This window comes from Sphingomonas melonis DAPP-PG 224, from assembly GCF_000379045.1.
GTDB lineage: Bacteria > Pseudomonadota > Alphaproteobacteria > Sphingomonadales > Sphingomonadaceae > Sphingomonas > Sphingomonas aquatilis.
In genome coordinates, this window is the sequence record NZ_KB900605.1 from 395,093 (window position 1) to 409,362 (window position 14,270).

The following is a 14,270-nucleotide window of genomic DNA, read 5'->3' on the forward strand; positions in this document are numbered from 1 at the left end:
TCAGTGTTACAAAAATCTGGCACTCACGATGCGCGAGTGCCAACGGCCGGGATATGTGTCGCGGGCCGGGGACCGTCAAGAGATCGGCGGGACGGGAACCGAAGAAAGTCGTCGACGTTTTGGCGCGGCTCGTCTCGCTGGCCCGAAAAGCGGCGACTTAGCTGCCGCGTGCAGCGGTGCCGGTCGAGGCGAACAGCGTCGTCGCGGTGCGTCGTTCCGGGGAATCGAACGGGCCATGCGTCAGCGAGAAGGCGACACGGCCGGCGAGATCCGCCTTGCCCTGCTTCAGTAACGATTCGGCGAGCAGCAGGCGCGGCGCGGGTGCGGCGGGCACGCGGCGGATCACTTGCGCGAGGCCGAGCAACGCATCGTCGGGCGGTGCCTGCCCCGCGTCGAGAAAGCTTCGCACATAGGCGAGTCGCGGCGCGGGCGCGTCCCGATCGAGCGTGATCGCCCGGGCGAGAAGCTGCCGCGCGGCGGCGAGGCCGGTCGTCCGATCGGCCCCAGCCGTAGCGATTGCCTTCAGCGTCAGCGCGCGCCCCTTCGACGCGAGCGCCGCGGCATCGTCGGGGCGGCTGGCCAGCACACGATCGGCGGCAGCGAGGCAGGCGTCGGCATGTCCGCTGCCGCATTCCGCCGTCGCGGCGACGCGCAGCGCGTCGGGATCGTCGACACCGGTGGTGGCGGCGCGGATGGTGTCGAGCCAGCCGTCGCCACGGCCGCCCAGCGCGAGGCGCGCCTCGACCAGTGCGGAGTCTGTGGGCGAGAGTTGCGTGACGGCGGGCGGCGGCACATCAGGCTGCGGCGCCTGGCCATGGGCGTAGGCGAAGTCGCGGCGCGCGTACCGGCCGATCTCGCGCTGCAAGGCGGCAAGGTCGCCGAAGACGGTGGCGGCTTCGGCAAGGGGTTTGCCCTGTCGCACCGCGGCCATATAGCGGCGGAACTGGTCGCTGCGCTGGGACGACAGCGCCGAATAGAGGAAGAAGTGGCTGACCAGCCACGCGTGATAGGGGGACCAGCGCGCGGCGTCGCCGGTGTCGGTCAGGTAGCGGCCTGTCAGGACGCCGGCCACGTCAGCCGGCCCATAGGCGGTCAGCACCTGTTGGAACTGATCGGGCACGCGGGCATAGTCGATCGCGCCGTCGGGCCGGATCGCGATCGATGAAAAGAGCGCGCCGATGCCATCCAGATACCAGCGCGGATCGCTGGCCGGCGCATAGGTGAGGATGAAGCGTTCGGCGTAGGCGGCGTAGAGCGAGCGTTCCCACGCCACGCCCAGCGGATTACGATGCGGTGCCATCTTCGAACACAGTCCGACCGCGTCGGTCCCGGCATACTGCACGACGTCGTCGCAATCCTCGTTGAAGGCACGCACGGTATTGAGCTTGATGGACGTATCGCGACGCGACACGGCCATCACCTCGCCGTCCTCGCGCGGGTCGTAATAGACGGTGCCCGCGAAGGGCGCCATGAACGGCCCCTGCTGCCAGCGCGCATTCTGCAGACCGAGACTCGACAGATCGGTGTCGGGATCGAGCAACGTGATCTGCGGCCGGACCATATCGTCGGCGCCGCCGCCCCGCCGGTACAGACGGGTCAGCAACTGGTGCAGCCGTTCGATGTTGCGGGTGACCCGGACCAGTTCGTCGGCGCTTCCCTTGCTATAGACGATGATGTGCGCGCCATCGGCCCGGCGCCACGTGCCGCGCTTGCGGTCTTTCAGCCCTTGCACGACGATATCCGGGCCGGGAGCCTTGTTGCCAGCCTGGGCCACGGGCGGGGGCGCGGTCGTCGCCTGCTGGGCCGCGGCGGGGGTCGTCATCGTACAGGCGAGCAGGACAGCACGGCAGCGGGCGCGGATCATGGCCTTGGGTCCCCTTGCGGTTCGACGCGATCGTAACAGGAATGTGCCCCGTCCGAAACGATCCGAATCCGATGGCGGTGCAGTCTGCGCGCGGCGTGCGACGGCATGATGACAGGCGGCAACAATCCGGCCGCAATCCGCGTGGGCGAGCGATTTCAGCGACTTGCGTGTGGGGCAACATGACAAGGATGATATGTTGTCTCTCATTCAGCTTTTAGACAGGTTCGCTCGTGTCGGGACGGGGCGGGATGAGACACACGCGACCCTGCCAGCGCCGGCCGCAGCCGGGCGTGCTGATGCTTGCGCTGCTGGCGTTGTGCGCGCTGCTGGGCGGCGGGGGCATCGCGCAGGCGCACATGCATCCGCTGCATCCCACCGCCCGCGACGGCACGGACCGGTCGACGACGCTGGCGACCGCGGATGCGGATTGCGCGCTCTGTTATGCGCGTGCGGCGTTCGAACCGCTGCTGCCCGATGCGGTGCCGACGGCGGTGGCCGCGGTGCCCGCGGCGGCGATCAGGCCCGTCCAAGCCGTCGCCGCTTATCCCCTGCCCGCACCGCGCGGCCATGGCTGGCGCAGTCGCGCGCCGCCGATCGACTCTCCGCTCTGATCCCTCCCCCCTCGCGCGTCGCCGATTGCGGCCGATGCGCGCCTGTGCCCGATTTCCCGGAGACGTCGATGCGTTCTTTCCTGTTCCTCGGCGCGGCCAGCGCCGCGCTGTTCCCCGCCTGCGCGCTCGCCCAGACCGCCGCGCCCGCCACCCAGACGGCCGACACCGGCCGCGACATCATCGTGACCGCCAGCCCGATCCAGCACGATCGCGACGATACGCCCGCCATCTCTGCCAAGGTGGATGCCGAGGATATCCTGAAGGCCGGCGGCGCGAGCATTTCCGATGCGCTGGCCAAGGTGCCCGGCATCGCCGCGACCGGCTTCGCGACCGGCGCCAGCCGCCCGATCATCCGCGGCATGGACGCGACGCGCGTGCGCATCCTGGAAGACGGCCTCAGCTCCTCCGACGTGTCCGACATCGGGCCCGACCATGGCATGCCGATCGATCCGCTCTCCGCGCGCAGCATCGAGGTGGTGCGTGGCGCGGGCACGCTGCGCTACGGCAGCCAGGCGATCGGCGGCGTCGTCAACGTGCTGAACGATCGCGTGCCGATGCACCTGTCCGACCGGCCGTTCTCGGGTGAGGTCAACGGCACCTATGGCACCGTGTCCGACCTGTATCAGGGCGCGGCGCTGGTCGATGCGACGGTCGGCGACCTGGCGCTGCACGCCGATGGCTTCGGCCGGCACGAGGGCAATTACGACACCCCGCTCGGCGTCCAGCAGAACAGTTTCTTCAAGGGCTTCGGCGGATCGGTCGGCGGGTCGTATTTCTTCGGGAGCAACAAGGACAGCCATGTCGGCGCGGCGATCACGCAATATGACGCGCAATACGGCATCCCCAGCGACACCACCTATATCGACATGCGCCAGACCAAGGTGATGACGCGATCGTCGTTCGCGCTGGGATCGGGCCTGCTCAAGTCGCTGAGCCTGGATGGCAGCTACGCCAATTACAGCCACGACGAAAAAGAGCCGGACGGCACGATCGACACGACGTTCCGCAACAAGGAATATAATGCGCGCGCCGAACTGCTGACCAACCGGATCGGCTTCATCGACAACACCGCGCTGGGCGTCGAATATCAGCACCGCAACTTCTCGGCGGTGGGCGACGACAGCTCGTACCTGTTCCCCGCGACGATGGAGAGCATCGCGGGATATGTCTTTACCGACACGAAGATCGCCGGGCCGCTGCACGTCGAGGCGTCGGGCCGGATCGAGCAAGTGCATCTGACCGGCACGCCCGCGTCGAACGTCGCCGCCACGCCGCGCTACACGCCGTTGAGCGGTGCGATCGGCGCGCTGTACACGGTCAGCCCCGCGGTGAAGCTGGGCGTCACCTTCTCCAGCACCGGCCGCGCGCCGGCGCTGACCGAATTGTTCGCGCGCGGCGGGCATGACGGGCCCAACACGTTCGAAACCGGCGATCCGCGCCTGAAGATCGAACGCGCCAATTCGCTGGAGGGCACGCTGCGCATCCGGTCGGGCAAGTTCCGCTTCGACGGCAGCGTCTACAGTTCGTGGTTCAAGAACTATATCTACGGCGACCTGACCGGCCTGTACTGCACCGACGACGGCGCGTGCCAGGCGACGCAGGACGACGACCACGACCTGCGCGAGCTGAACTACCGCCAGCAGGGCGCGCATTTCCGCGGGTTCGAGGGCGAGGCGAGCTACGACCTCGTCCACACGTCGCACGGCGTCTACCGGTTCAACGTGCTCGCGGACTACACGCGCGCGACGCTGGACGATGGCAACAACGTCCCGCGCATCCCGCCCTATCGTATCGGCGGCGGGCTGAACTGGACCGGCGACCGGCTGGATGCCGGGTTCAACCTGATCTACGCCGGCAAACAGGACAAGGCGGGCGTGTTCGATACGCCGACGCCGGGTTACGTGGCGCTCGACGGCCAGCTGGCGGTGCGCCCGTTCGCCTCGCATCCCAATATGGAGATCGCGCTGGTCGGCCAGAACCTGACCAACGACACGCAGCGGCTGAGCACCGCACTGAACAAGGACCTGGTGGTGATGCCGGGCCGCCGCCTGATGGCGACGCTGCGCATCGCGACCAACTAAAGGCAAAAGGGGGAGCCGGCCGCGGCGGCTGGCTCCCAAAGGCCTTACCCGTCGATATGCAGCGCGGTGCGCAAGAAGGCGTCGCTCTTGCCGAGCATGTCGGTGCGCACGTCGCTATCGTCGAGCTGGTGGGTGAGGCCCTTATATTCGACGAAGGTCACGGGCTTGCCCGCCCCCCGCAGCTTGCTGGCCATCAGGCGCGATTCACCGATGCCGACATTCTGGTCGAGGTCGCCGTGGAACAGCAGCACCGGTGCGGCGATGCGATCGACATTCTGCGCCGGCGAGCCGTCGCGGATATGGGCGCCATGGCCGATGAAGCCGTCGACCAGTTCGAAATTGGTGAAGTTGCGATGTTCGCCGCGCAAGGTTTCGAGGTCGGTGACCGGCGCGATCGCAACGATCGCCTTGAACAATGCCGGGTCGAGCACCGCCGATTGCAGCGCCGCATAGCCGCCATAGGACCAGCCGACGATCGCGAGCTTGTCGGGCGCGGCGATGCCCTGCGACACCAGATACCGGCCGGCATCGTTGACGTCGCCGATCGCGGTGCGCCACGACTGGAAGCCGTTCTTCTGGAACCACGCCGCGCCATAGCCGGTCGAGCCGCGGAAATTGGGCTGGAGCACCGCATAGCCGCGCGCCGCGAAGAACTGCGGCAACCAGTCGAAGCCCCATTCGTCGCGATCGCCGGGGCCGCCGTGCGGCAGGACGATCGCGGGCAGTCCCTTGCCACTGCTGCCGGCGGGCAGTGTGAGATAGGCGGGGATCATTGTGCCGTCCGCCGCCTTGAAGCTGATCGGCTTGACGCTGGCGAGCGTACGACCGCCCAGCGGCGGGCGCACCGACAGGATCGGCGACAGCTTCTTCGCGGTGCGATCGAACAGATAGAAGCTGCCGGGATCGACGTCGCTGCCGGCGAACAGCACCAGTTTCTGTTCGTCGGCGCTGGCATCGACGATGCTGACGATCGGCTGTTTCGGCAAGGCGCGGCCGAGCGAGGCGGCAAGCGCCTTCAGCGCGGGATCGAAGATCACGCGTTCGCGCCGGTCGGTAGCGAAGCTGGCGCCGACGACGCGCTGCTGGCGGCCGATGCGGATCAGCGAATCGACGTCGACATCGGGGCGATCGAGCACCAGTTCGCGCTTCAGGCTGCCGTCGAGCGCGACGCGGTACAGTGCCTGGCGTCCGCCGTGATCGTCGAAGCCATAGGCGACATTGGCGTCGCGATCGACGGCATAGGGATCGAAGCCGTGCGATACGCCGCCATCGTCGCTGACCACGGACAGCGGCTGCCAGCTGCGATCGCCCGCCTTGCGGTACATATAGGTCGTGCGGCCGCGCAGCATGCCGCTGTCGCTGGCGGCGGTGATGCCCATGATGCGGACGGTGCCGTGGCCGTCGGTGATATATTCGCTGGCGCGGCCACTGGGCCGTTCGACCTGCTGGCGGCGCAACGTCGTCGTATCGACGCGCTCGACGCCCAGGCCCGACGCGGTGGAGGCGGTGATCGAGCCGGTGGTCATCTGCGCACCGTAATCGCGCGTCATCAGCACCGAACCGCCCTTCGCATCGCCGCCCGCCGCATCGTCAGCGAGGAAATCGATGATGCCGCCGCCGAACTGGCCGAAGCCGTCGATCCGGTCGCGTGTCTCGCCCGACAGGGGCTTCATATCGCTGCCGTCGGCGTTGAGCGTCAGCACGCGGCTGTAGCCCAGCCGCATGCCGTTGGTCGTCATCAGCGTCGAGATATTGCAGACGAGCCGCGTCGCGGTCGACCAGCTGCACCCCGTCAGCTGATCGGGCCGGCCGCTCGAGGTGAGGATCGGTCGGGGCGTTGCGTCGCCGGTCAGATCGGCGACGTACAGCGCGGTGCCCGCCCCCGCCGCGGCGCGAACCATCGCGAGCCGCTTGCCGTCGGGGGAAATGCTGACCTGCCGGACGTCCTCACGCGCACCGAAAGCGCGTGCATCGACGGCCCCGGCCCCGGTCTGCGCGCGCAAGGCGCCCGCCCCGCCGATCGCCAACGCCAACACCGCCACGCCGCCCAGCACGATACGCATACATCTTCCCCCCAATACTTGCGCCCGACGCCGTTTTCGCGGTGCGCGGCGGCAGGTTAGGCGAGACGCGATCGTTCTGCCAGTGGCATCCCGTTGCAGCGGCGCGCAGCAATGCTAGGCTCGAAAAAAATATCGGGGGATAAGCATGATGATCGGACTGGTCGCGCTGGCGTTACAGGCCGCCGCACCTTCGGGCGGCAGTATAGATGCGGCAGGCAAGTGGGGCGTGGACTATAGCCCCGAACAGTGCATCATCAACCGGCAGTTCGGGTCCGGCCCGGTCAAGTCGTTCCTTGCCGTCGATGCAGATCCGATGACCGGCACCGGTTATATCGTCCTGCTCATTCCCGGCGTTGCGACGAAGGGGACTTTCGGCACTGCCACGATGACCGTCGCCCCGGGCGGCGCGACGCTGCGGCCGATATGGTTCGCCCGCAGATCGAAGGACGCGCGGGCGGCGATCGAAATCGGGGTCGGCCAGGACGGCTGGGCCGCGATTACGGCGGGCGACACGCTGACGATCCAGGGGCCGTTCGCATCGCCCGTATCCGTACCGGTCAAGGGGATCGACAAGGCGATCGCCGCTGCCAAGACGTGCGGCCGGACGCTGCTGACATCCTGGGGCGCGGACCCCGATGCGATGATCGACACCTCCGGTTCGAAGAGTCCCGGAGACTGGATAACCAATTTGGACTATCCGCCTGAAGCGCTGCGCAATGGCGAATCGGGCACGGTGAGGATCCTGCTGACGATCGATCCCAAGGGACGACCACGCGACTGTAAGGTGGTGGTCAGTTCGCGTTCGCCGTTGCTCGATGCGACGACGTGCCGGATTATGACGGCGCGTGCGAAATTCGAACCCTCGTCGCGAGAGACGCGCTACGTGTTTAAGCGCACCGACTGGAGGGTGCCATAATGACGGCGGGGGCCCCGGCTGGCGCGATCATCGCCCTCGCCCTCGCCCTGCAAGCTGCGGCACCGGCGGCGCATGTCGACCGATCGACGGCGAAATGGGGCGTCGAATATGCACCGAACCAGTGCATCATCAACCGCGCGTTCGGGGATGGGCCGAAGCCGGCGATTTTGGCGATCGACGTCGATCCCCAATCCGATCGTGGCGACATCGTCCTGCTGATGCCGGAGAAAGCGTGGCGTGGCACATCCGGCACCGCCGCAGTCACGCTGGCGCCCGGCGGGACAAAGGCTCCGGCGCGTTGGGTCGGGGGCGCCACCGGACACGACATGTACGCCATCAAGCTGTCGCTCGCCGACGACCAGTGGAAGGCGGTGCCGACCGCCGAGACGCTGTTGGTCGATGCCGGTGCGGATCGCCCTATCGCTGTTCCGATCAAGGGGATCGGCAAGGCCTTCGTCGCCGCCAAGACCTGTGGACGGGACCTGCTGCAATCCTGGGGTGCAGACCCGGATGCGATGATCGACCTGGAGCCGGGGGTCGCCGCACGGTTGTTTACGGCCGATGATTATCCGGTGGATGCGTTGCGCGGTAATCAGCAAGGCCTGGTCAAAACACTGGTGACAGTTGACGCACAGGGAAAACCCACGGCGTGCCGCGTCGTGGTCAGCTCCAACATCGCCTCGCTGGACGACACGAGCTGTCGCGTGTTGATGACACGGAGCACCTTCCCACCCTCGGACAAGTCGGTCCGATATCATTACCATCGGACGCGCTGGGTGATTCCCGCCTACTGACCTGTCCGTATTACCAACCCAACACGCCCCGTTGCGCGGCGCCTTCGCCTGCTCTAGCGCTAGAGGCAACGATAAGGAGCATCGCGTGAAGCTGGTTCGGGGCGCATGGAAGCTGCTGGTGGCGATCAAGGACGGGTTGGTCCTGATCGCGATGCTGTTGTTCTTCGGCTTGCTGTTCGCGGCGCTGAGCGCGCGGCCGGGGATGAAGGCGATCAGCCCGGGGGCGCTGGTGCTCGACCTCAACGGCACGATCGTCGAACAGCCCGAGGAACAGGCGCCGTTCGCCATGCTGTCAGGCCAGCAGGGGCCGCGCCAGTATCGCGCGCGCGACGTGCTGCGCGCGATCGATGAGGCGCGGACCGACGACCGGGTGAAGGCGCTGGTGCTCGACCTCGATCGCTTCGGCGGCGGCTATCCGGCGACGCTGAACGAGGTGGCCGACGCGATCCGCAAGTTCCGCGACACGAAGAAGCCGGTGCTGGCCTATGCCACCGCCTATACCGATGCGGGCTACCGCCTGGCCGCCAACGCCAGCGAGATCTGGGTCAATCCGCTGGGCGGCACGATCTTCATGGGGCCGGGCGGCAACCAGCTGTATTACAAGGGGCTGATCGACAAGCTGGGCGTCACCACGCACGTCTATCGCGTCGGCAAGTTCAAGAGCTTCGTCGAGCCCTATACCCGCACCGACCAGAGCCCGGAGGCGCGCGAGGCGAGCCAGGCGCTGCTGGGGTCGATCTTTAGCCAGTGGAAAGAGGCGATCGCCAAGGCCCGGCCGAAGGCGCAGGTGGCGCAGTTCCTCGCCAGCCCGGACACATTGATCGTCGCGGCGGGCGGTGACATCGCGCAGGCGAACAAGGCGGCGGGCATCGTCGACACGCTGGGCGATCGCACCGCCTTCGGTGCGCGCGTCGCGGCCATCGTCGGCGGCGATGCGAAGAAGGCGGCGGGCTTCTACAACCGCATCGGCTATGACAGCTGGGTCGCGGCGCATCCGCTGTCCAAGTCGGGCGATGCGATCGGCGTCATCACGATCGCGGGCGATATCGTCGACGGCGAAGGCGGCCCGGGCAGCGCGCATGGCGACACGATCGCCAAGCTGATCCTGAACGGCCTCGCCAAGAAGGACCTGAAGGCGCTGGTGGTGCGCGTCGATTCGCCGGGCGGATCGGTGATGGCCTCGGAACGCATCCGCCTCGCGATCCTGCAGGCCAAGCAGAAGGGGCTGCCGATCGTCGTGTCGATGGGCGGGCTGGCGGCATCGGGCGGCTATTGGGTATCCACGCCGGGTGACGTGATCTTCGCCGAACCGTCGACGATCACCGGATCGATCGGCATCTTCGGGATCATCCCGACGTTCGAAAAGACGCTGGCCAAGATCGGCATCACGACGGATGGCGTGAAGACGACGCCGCTGTCGGGCCAGCCCGATGTGTTTGCCGGCACCACGCCCGAGCTCGACACGATCCTGCAGGCGGGGATCGAGAACGGCTATCGCCAGTTCCTGACCCGCGTCGCACAGTCGCGCCACATGACCGTCGATCAGGTCAATGCGATCGCGCAGGGACGCGTGTGGGACGGCGGCACCGCGCGGCAGATCAAGCTGGTCGATCGCTTCGGCGGGCTGAACGATGCGGTGGCGGAAGCCGCCAAGCGGGCCAAGCTGGACCCGGCCAAGGTCCATGCCGAATATCTGGAGAAGGAACCGAGCGCCGCCGCGCAGTTCGCCGCCGCGCTGGCCAGCCGCAAGGACGACGACGATGCCGCAAGCCCGTCGGCGGACGTCTTCGGGCGGATCGCGGCCGAGCGCCGCGGCCTCGTCGCGCAGGCGGTGGGCGACGTCAGCCGCCTCGCGCGCAGCGGATCGGTGCAGGCGCGCTGCCTGGAATGTGGCGGCATCGGGCCGAGCGCGACCGCCGACAGCGACGCCAGGCTGTTCGACCTGGTGCTGGCGAAGCTGGGCTTCGGCGCATGATCGGGGTGCGCGCCGCGACGCCGGATGATGCCGGCGCGATCGCCGCCATCTACGCGCCGCACGTGCTCGCCGGGACGGTGTCGTTCGAGACGGAGGCGCCGGACGCGCGCGCGATGCGGACGCGGATGGCGTCGTCGCAGGGGCTCTACCCCTGGATGGTCGCGACCAACGGGGCGGAGACGGGCGGCGTGCTCGGCTATGCCTATGCGACGCGCTTTTCGGAGCGCGAGGCGTATCGCTGGGCGGTGGAGACGACGATCTACGTCGCCGATGTCGCGCAGCGGCAGGGCGTCGGGCGGCTGCTGTACGAAGCGCTGATCGACACGCTGCGCGCGCAGGGCTTTACCCAGGCGATCGGCCGGATCGCATTGCCCAACAACCAGTCGATCAAGCTGCACGAGACGGTCGGCTTCCGCCGCGCTGGCGTGTTCCGCGAGATCGGCTACAAACAGGGCCAGTGGATCGACGTGGGCTATTGGCAATGCGAGCTGGCCGACCCCGCCAGCCCGCCTGCCGAGCCGAAGCGGTTCGCGGATGTGGGTGTCGTAAGGGTCTGAGCCTATGCGTCGGTGTGCTGCGGTCGTGCTTGTGTTGGGCGTGGCGGCGGCACCGGCCGCGGCACAGGATCGGCGAACCGTGGTGGAGCCGCAGCTGCCCACCGCCGCCTGCGTCACGCTGTCCCCCACCTCCGGCGATCGGAGCCGCGAGATCGAGGCGGCGTTGCGGCGGTGTCGCGGGGCCGCGGTGCGGCTTGGCCCCGGTCTGTACGAGAGCGGGCCGATCGAGATGCCGTCGCGCGTGACCTTGTGGCTCGCCCCCGGTGCGACGCTGCGCGCGATCCCCGATCCGCGGCGCTTCGACGCCGGACAGGGATTGTGCGGGACGATCGATGCCAAGGGCCATGGCTGTCGCCCGCTGATCCACTTGGCCGATGCCACCGATGCGGCGATCATGGGGGCGGGCACGATCGACGGCGCGGGCGGCGCGACGATGGCGGGCGGCACCGAGACGTGGTGGCAGCTCGCACGCCGGGCGCAACGCGAAGGCGGCAAGCAGAACGTGCCGCGGCTGGTGACGGTGGATGGCGGACGCAATCTGGTGCTGTACGCCACGCGCTTCGCCAATGCGGCGAATTTCCACGTCGCGGTCAATCACGTGCGGGGCTTCACCGCCTGGGGCGTGACGATCGATGCGCCGGCCGATGCGCGCAACACCGACGGCATCGATCCGGGCGCGAGCGAGGACGTGACGATCGCACACAGCCGCTTCAGCACCGGCGACGACGATATCGCGATCAAGGCCGGCAACGGCGGCGGCGTGCGCTACGTCTCGATCCTCGACAGCCACGTCCATGCCGGGCACGGCGTGTCGATCGGCAGCGAGACGGTGAGCGGCGTGTCCGACGTGCTGGTGCGCGGGCTGACCTTCGACGGCACGACATCGGGCCTGCGGATCAAGAGCGACCCCAGCCGCGGCGGGCTGGTGCAGCGCATCCGCTATCAGGACATCTGCCTGCGCGGGGTGGCGCGGCCGATCGATTTCGACACGCGCTACGATCCCAAGGCGCAGGGCGGATCGATCCCCGTCTATCGCGACATCGTGCTGGCGAATGTCGAGGGCGACGGCGGGCAGCTGATCGCGCGCGGCTATGACGCGCGGCACCCGTTGGACGTGACGCTGGATGGCGTGCGCTTTCCCGCCGGCACGCCGTGGCAGGTCGCCAATGCGACGCTGCATATCGGACCGGGCGGCGCGACGCCGCTGCCGCCGGGCGTGACCGGCCCCGCCGCCACGGTCGGAACAGCGTGCGCGGGGGCGGGGCAATGATACTGGCCATGCTGCTGGGTGCGGCGCAAGCAGCCGCGCCGCAGCCGTTGCTCGATTGCACGCAGATCAGTCAGGCGGCCATGACGTCCCGCGAGGAAGGCGTTCCCGAACCCAAGCATGCCACCGATGTTCAGTTGATGGCGAGCCATTCGCTCTGCCATGGATGGGAGATCATCGACATGTGGCGGAGCGGGTACGCCGCATCAGGTGTGTGGCGGGCACGGCGCAAGGTGATGGACCCGCTGGGTCGTCTGACCGTAACGACGACCGATGCCGCCGCCTGTCCGGCGTTGATCAGCGTGCTGAAAAATTTGAACGACGTACCCACCGCCCTTTCGGTGATTCCGGCCACCGCTCCTGCCCATTCACTATGGCCGCCGGTCGTCTGGACAGACGGGACGGGGTACACTCTAAATCTCTTCTCCAGCGATCAGCCCGACGGGTCGAGTGCGAGCATCACCATGTCCAGTAACGACGGCGCGCTGGCGCACTGGGCCGAGGCCAGCATGGCGCAGTTGAAACCCTGCTGGCGCCCCGCCGCTTGACCTTCCGTCAGGACGTGCGGTCCAGATAGTCGCGCAGCGCCAGCCAGTGGTTGGCGCCCGCTTCCACCAGCACCACCGCGCCCGGCGTGGCATTCGCATCGATCAGGCGAGCGAGATTGCGAGTGCGCGCGATGCTTTCGAACTTGACGATCGCGCTCGCCGGACCGGTGCCGCAGGGCGTGCCGGCCATCGGGTCGAGGCGGGCGCCATAAACGCCGCGATACCAGGCGGCGAAATCGAAGTCCTTGGGTTGGCGCAGGTGCGGGATCGACCGTATTTCGTCGGCAAGGCGATTGGCGGGGACCGGGCCGAAGGGATCGACATGCGCGCGCAGCAGATGCGCGCCGAGCGCGTCGCGCATGTCGTAGCCGGCGTCGATATCGGCGCGATATTCGTCGCGGGGGCTCATATCCCAGCCGGAAAACGCCGTCTTCGCGTCGGTCGCGAGCTTCACCGCGTAGAGATTCTCCTGGATATGGCCGTGCGCAAACTGGTCGGCGGCGCGCTGCGACAGGAAGGCGCGATAGGCGGGGTCGGCGCTCTTGTCCGCCGAGGCGCCCTCGACCAGCACGATCGTCGGGTGGACGCGATCGAATGCCGCCTTGATCGCGCGTGCCGATGGCGATTGCGCGTCATGTTCATGCGCGACCGCGACGAAGACGATCGTGGCGCCGTTGCGGCGATGATAGACCTGCGTGGCGGGCACGGCGATATCGGCGCGCGCGGCGCACAGGTCGCCAACCGGATCGCGCGGCGTCTGGCCGGTCGCCGGAGATGCCGCGAGTATGAGAAGAGCGAGAGTTGTACCGATCGTCTTGCGCATGACCGTCTCCAGCCGCCGTATGCAGGTGGCGTCAGGATGCGCGCGGTTGGTGGCGGATTCGTGTCGGATCGACGGCAGACCGCCCTTACCCCCGCCCGCGATAGGCGGGGAGCGCGAGGTGGTAGCGGATCGCAAAGGCGCGCAGGGTGAAGCCGGCGGCGGCGGCGATGATCGCGGCGGGGGCGCCGGCGAGGCCGACCAGACCGAGCGCGACGTAAAGGCCCGACGCGAGCGCCGCGGCGGTGACGTACAGTTCGGGTCGCATCAGGATCGACGGTTCGCCCGCCAGCACGTCGCGGATGATGCCGCCGACACAGGCCGTCACCACGCCCATCAGCGCGGCGGGCAGCGGCGGGATGCCATAGCCCAGCGCCTTGGCCGCGCCGTAGACGGCATAGGCCGCAAGCCCGATCGCGTCGAACCAAGCGAGCGCTTCGTCCCGCCACCAGCGTTCGGGCGTCACCCAGATCGCCGCGGCCATCGCAAGGCACACGGTCGCCGCGCGCGGATCGTGGACCCAGAAGACCGGCGCACCGATCAGCAGGTCGCGCACCGTGCCCCCGCCGACGCCGGTGATCAGCGCGAAGAAGGCCAGCGTCACCGCGGTCTGCCCGCGCTTCGCCGCCGCAAGCGCGCCCGAGGCGGCGAACACGGCGAGGCCCGCGACGTCGAACCAGGGTGCGAAGGCGGGCAGGATCAGGTCGGCGGACAATTCGCCATGGGGCAAGGGCGGCAGCATCGTCGGCGACCCTAGGCGAAGCGGCGGCGCGA

12 protein-coding genes are annotated in these 14,270 nt (G+C 68.3%); 8 read left to right on the forward strand and 4 right to left on the reverse strand.

Annotation, left to right across the window (positions count from 1 at the left end; all coding sequences use genetic code 11):
• Positions 1 to 157: 157 nt before the first annotated feature.
• Positions 158 to 1,864 (reverse strand): hypothetical protein, encoded by a 1,707-nt coding sequence (locus tag SPHME3_RS0101970; RefSeq protein WP_017977531.1) that lies wholly within the window; start codon positions 1,862 to 1,864, stop codon positions 158 to 160.
• A gap of 248 nt (positions 1,865 to 2,112) precedes the next feature.
• Between SPHME3_RS0101970 and SPHME3_RS0101975 the strand changes: the two genes are divergently transcribed.
• A complete protein-coding gene (locus SPHME3_RS0101975) occupies positions 2,113 to 2,475 on the forward strand; it encodes a DUF2946 family protein (RefSeq protein ID WP_017977530.1) in 363 nt (120 codons plus the stop codon).
• A gap of 68 nt (positions 2,476 to 2,543) precedes the next feature.
• Positions 2,544 to 4,556, forward strand: a complete 2,013-nt coding sequence (locus tag SPHME3_RS0101980; protein ID WP_024310437.1) for a TonB-dependent receptor — start codon at positions 2,544 to 2,546, stop codon at positions 4,554 to 4,556.
• A 44-nt stretch (positions 4,557 to 4,600) separates the two neighbouring features.
• On the opposite strand, the gene SPHME3_RS0101985 is transcribed toward SPHME3_RS0101980, so the two are convergent.
• Positions 4,601 to 6,619, reverse strand: a complete 2,019-nt coding sequence (locus SPHME3_RS0101985) for an alpha/beta hydrolase family protein (protein WP_017977529.1) — start codon at positions 6,617 to 6,619, stop codon at positions 4,601 to 4,603.
• Between the two features lie 145 nt (positions 6,620 to 6,764).
• On the opposite strand from SPHME3_RS0101985, the gene SPHME3_RS0101990 reads away from it, so the two are divergent.
• From SPHME3_RS0101990 to SPHME3_RS0102015, 6 genes are all read left to right on the forward strand, one after another.
• Positions 6,765 to 7,535: an energy transducer TonB gene (locus SPHME3_RS0101990; protein WP_017977528.1), complete on the forward strand. Its 771-nt coding sequence runs from the start codon at positions 6,765 to 6,767 to the stop codon at positions 7,533 to 7,535.
• Complete coding sequence (locus SPHME3_RS0101995; protein WP_024310436.1) at positions 7,535 to 8,329, forward strand: energy transducer TonB; 795 nt, start codon at positions 7,535 to 7,537, stop codon at positions 8,327 to 8,329. The genes SPHME3_RS0101990 and SPHME3_RS0101995 overlap by 1 nt, the downstream gene beginning before the upstream one ends.
• Positions 8,330 to 8,414: 85 nt before the next feature.
• The gene (sppA, locus tag SPHME3_RS0102000; RefSeq protein ID WP_017977527.1) at positions 8,415 to 10,304 is read left to right on the forward strand and encodes a signal peptide peptidase SppA; all 1,890 of its coding nucleotides are present in this window, start codon (positions 8,415 to 8,417) and stop codon (positions 10,302 to 10,304) included.
• The gene (locus tag SPHME3_RS0102005; protein WP_017977526.1) at positions 10,301 to 10,861 is read left to right on the forward strand and encodes a GNAT family N-acetyltransferase; all 561 of its coding nucleotides are present in this window, start codon (positions 10,301 to 10,303) and stop codon (positions 10,859 to 10,861) included. Before sppA ends, SPHME3_RS0102005 begins: the two co-directional genes overlap by 4 nt.
• Positions 10,862 to 10,865: 4 nt before the next feature.
• Positions 10,866 to 12,131, forward strand: a complete 1,266-nt coding sequence (locus tag SPHME3_RS0102010) for a glycoside hydrolase family 28 protein (RefSeq protein ID WP_017977525.1) — start codon at positions 10,866 to 10,868, stop codon at positions 12,129 to 12,131.
• A gap of 8 nt (positions 12,132 to 12,139) precedes the next feature.
• Entirely contained in the window at positions 12,140 to 12,676 is a 537-nt protein-coding gene (locus tag SPHME3_RS0102015; RefSeq protein ID WP_231372494.1) for a hypothetical protein, read from the forward strand.
• 7 nt (positions 12,677 to 12,683) lie between these two features.
• Here SPHME3_RS0102015 and SPHME3_RS0102020 read toward each other — a convergent pair whose 3' ends face one another.
• Both SPHME3_RS0102020 and SPHME3_RS0102025 read right to left on the reverse strand, forming a co-directional pair.
• Complete coding sequence (locus tag SPHME3_RS0102020) at positions 12,684 to 13,499, reverse strand: hypothetical protein (RefSeq protein WP_017977523.1); 816 nt, start codon at positions 13,497 to 13,499, stop codon at positions 12,684 to 12,686.
• 85 nt (positions 13,500 to 13,584) lie between these two features.
• A complete protein-coding gene (locus tag SPHME3_RS0102025) occupies positions 13,585 to 14,238 on the reverse strand; it encodes a trimeric intracellular cation channel family protein (RefSeq protein ID WP_017977522.1) in 654 nt (217 codons plus the stop codon).
• Positions 14,239 to 14,270 lie beyond the last annotated feature (32 nt).